The sequence below is a fragment of the Myxococcus sp. RHSTA-1-4 genome (assembly GCF_020037125.1).
Taxonomy (GTDB): domain Bacteria; phylum Myxococcota; class Myxococcia; order Myxococcales; family Myxococcaceae; genus Myxococcus.
In genome coordinates this window covers 1-3,763 of sequence record NZ_JAIQDG010000089.1, presented here as the reverse complement: position 1 = coordinate 3,763, position 3,763 = coordinate 1, and the positions used below count along the sequence as shown (strand labels likewise).

Here is a 3,763-nt window from a genome sequence, read left to right as displayed (position 1 = left end):
CGGTGCTGACCTTCCCTGTCTCGCGTGGCGAGCAGGTGAGCATCGCGGTGACGGCGCTGACGCTCGGTGGCGCCTCCACGGCGAACCTGCGCGTCTATGACCCCGCGGGGGTGTTGCTCAACAACCACACCTTCTCGGCTCCTGGCGTCTTCGACGTCGCCGTGGCGCCAAAGGATGGCGTCTACACGGCGGTGCTGAAGCCGGGCACTTCGGCGACGGGCTTCAGCGCCTCGCTCTCGCTGGTTCGCGCCGTGAGCGGCCCCGTGGTGGTGGACGGCCCTCAGGTGAGCTTCTCCAACGTCGTGGGGCAGAACGGGCGCTACACCTTCGCGGGCACCGCGGGGGACCGGCTGGGCCTGGGCGTGACGAGCGTCAGCACCACGCCCACCGGGCAGTCCGTCCTCGTCACCGTCCTCAATCCTGACGGCAGCACGCTCATCAACTGCGGCGGCTACACCGCCCCCGGGAACTGCAATCTGCCGGTGGTGCCCGTGACGGGCACCTACACCGTCGTCGTCGACCCGCAGGGGCTCACGGTGGCTTCGGTGGGACTGCTGCTGTCGCGCACGGTGGAAGGCAGTCTCGAGGTGGGCGGGCCCACGGTGACCTTCAGCACCGGCCGGGTGGGCCAGGACGGCCGCTACACCTTCACGGCGGCGGCGGGGACCAACCTGGCGCTGGTGCTGTCCGCGGTCACCCTCACCAACTACGCCACGGTGCGCGTCTACAAGCCCGACGGCACCCAGCAAGCGTACACGTATGGCTATCCCAACCGGCTGGCGGTGCTGGACTTCACGCCGGCCACGGCGGGTACCTACAGCATCACTGTCGACCCATACCTGGCCGACACCGGGCAGCTCACGCTGGGGCTGGTGCAGGAGGTGGCCGGCAGCGCGGGCGACATCGATGGCGCGGCCGTGGTGGCGAGCCTGGAGGTGGGGCAGAACGGGCGCTACACCTTCGCGGGCACCGCGGGGGACCGGCTGGGCCTGGGCGTGACGAGCGTCAGCACCACGCCCACCGCGCAGTCCGTCAATATCAGCGTGCTGAAGCCCGACGGCAGCACGCTCGTCACCTGCGGCGGCTACAGCGCCCCTGGTAACTGCAACCTGCCGGAGCTGCCGGCGACGGGGACGTACACCCTCTTCCTCGACCAGCCGGGGACGGCGTCCGCGTCGGTGGGGCTGCTGCTGTCGCGCACGGTGGAGGGGAGCCTCGAGGTGGGCGGGCCCGCGGTGACCTTCAGCACCGGCCGGGTGGGCCAGGACGGCCGCTACACCTTCACGGCGGCGGCGGGAGCCAACCTGGCGCTGCTGGTGTCCGCGGGCACCTTCACCAACCACGCCACGGTGCGCATCTACAAGCCCGACGGCACCCAGCAGACCTACACGCAGGGTTATCCCGGCCAGGGCTACGTGCTGGACTTCACGGCGGCCACGACCGGGACCTACATCGTCACCGTCGACCCGTATCAGGCCAACACCGGGCAGATCACCCTGAGGCTGGTGCAGGAGGTGGCTGGCGGCGTGGAGATTGATGGCGCGGCCACGGTGGTGGGCATGGCAGTGGGGCAGAACGGGCGCTACACCTTCGCGGGCACCGCGGGGGACCGGCTGGGCCTGGGCGTGACGAGCGTCAGCACCACGCCCACCGGGGCGTCCGTCAACATCAGCGTGCTGAAGCCCGACGGCAGCTCGCTCATCAACTGCAACGGCTACACCGCTCCCGGTAACTGCAACCTGCCGCAGCTGCCGGCGACGGGGACGTACACCCTCTTCCTCGACCCGGCGGCGATGGCGTCCGCGTCGGTGGGGCTGCTGCTGTCGCGCACGGTGGAGGGCAGTCTCGAAGTGGGCGGGCCCACGGTGACCTTCAGCACCGACCGGGTGGGCCAGGACGGCCGTTACACCTTCACGGCGGCGGCGGGAGCCAACCTGGCGCTGGTGACGTCCGCGGGCACCTTCACCAACTACGCCACGGTGCGCGTCTACAGGCCCGACGGCACCCAGCAAGCGTACACGTATGGCTATCCCAACCAGACGGATGTGCTGGACTTCACGGCGGCCACGGCGGGCACCTACAGCATCACGGTCGACCCATACCTGGCCAACACCGGGCAGGGCACCCTGAGGCTGGTGCAGGACGTGGCTGGCGGCGTGGAGATTGATGGCGCGGCCACGGTGGTGGGCATGGCAGTGGGGCAGAACGGGCGCTACACCTTCGCGGGCACCGCGGGGGACCGGCTGGGCCTGGGCGTGACGAGCGTCAGCACCACGCCCACGGGGCAGACCGTCACCATCAGCGTGCTGAAGCCTGACGGCAGCACGCTCGTCAACTGCAACGGCTACACCACTCCCGGTAACTGCAACCTGCCGGAGCTGCCGGCGACGGGGACGTACACCCTCGTCCTCAACCCGGCGGGGACGGCGTCCGCGTCGGTGGGGCTGCTGCTGTCGCGCACGGTGGAGGGCAGCCTCGAGGTGGGCGGGGCCACGGTGACTTTCAGCACCGGCCGGGTGGGCCAGGACGGCCGTTACACCTTCACGGCGGCGGCGGGAGCCAACCTGGCGCTGGTGACGTCCGCGGGCACCTTCACCAACTACGCCATCGTGCGCATCTACAAGCCCGACGGCACTCAGCTCAACAGCACGTATGGCTATCCCAACCAGTCGGCGGTGCTGGACTTCACGGCGGCCACGGCGGGCACCTACAGCATCACGGTCGACCCATACCTGGGCAACACGGGCCAGCTCACCCTGGGGCTGGTGCAGGAGGTGGCCGGCGGCGCGGGTGACATCGATGGCGCGGCCGTGGTGGCGAGCCTGGAGGTGGGGCAGAACGGGCGCTACACCTTCGCGGGCACCGCGGGGGACCGGCTGGGCCTGGGCGTGTCGAGCATCAGCACCACGCCCACCGCGCAGTCCGTCAATATCAGCGTGCTGAAGCCCGACGGCAGCACGCTCGTCAACTGCAACGGCTACACCGCTCCCGGTAACTGCAACCTGCCGGAGCTGCCGGTGACGGGGACGTACACCCTCCTCCTCAACCCGGCGGGGGCGGCGTCCGCGTCGGTGGGGCTGCTGCTGTCGCGCACGGTGGAGGGCAGCCTCGAGGTGGGCGGGGCCACGGTGACCTTCAGCACCGGCCGGGTGGGCCAGGACGGCCGCTACACCTTCACGGCGGCGGCGGGAGCCAACCTGGCGCTGGTGCTGTCCGCGGGCACCTTCACCAACTACGCCATCGTGCGCATCTACAAGCCCGACGGCACTCAGCTCAACAGCACGTATGGCTATCCCAACCAGACGGCCACTCTGAATTTCACGGCGGCCACGGCGGGGACCCATAGCATCAGCGTCGATCCGTATCAGGCCAACACCGGTCAGCTCACTCTGAGGGTGAACACCCGATGAGCGCTCCCACATTGTTCGCGTCGGAGGTGAAGTCATGACCTCTGTTCCTGCTGCCTATTCAAAGAGAAGAGTCATGCCTCAAGCCGTGCGTTTGTCTTTTGCCATCAGCCTCCTGGTGCTGGCGGTCCTTCCGGGCTGCAAGGAGGAGCCCTTCGCGGAGGTGCCGAGCGAAGCGGTACAAGCCCTCACCGAGGGGGGGCCCGAAGCCGCTACGGGGCAGAGCGTGACGCGCCTGTCCGACGGGCGCTGGCTGCTGCTTGGCGGTGGCGCGGGGGCGAAGCCCTCGGCCGCGGCGGAGCTTCAGCGGGAGGGAGCCGCATCCGAGCCTCTCGCGCAGGGCCTGGCCCACGCGC

Annotated in this window: 2 protein-coding genes; both read left to right on the top strand. The window is 69.9% G+C overall.

Annotated elements, in window-relative coordinates; all coding sequences use genetic code 11:
- Positions 1 to 3,410, top strand: a 3,410-nt coding sequence (locus K8638_RS43965; RefSeq protein ID WP_223760772.1) for a hypothetical protein, incomplete at its 5' end; no start/stop codon positions are given.
- Positions 3,411 to 3,495: 85 nt separating this feature from the next.
- Positions 3,496 to 3,763 (top strand): hypothetical protein (locus tag K8638_RS43960; RefSeq protein WP_223760771.1); only part of this gene is annotated, 268 nt, incomplete at its 3' end.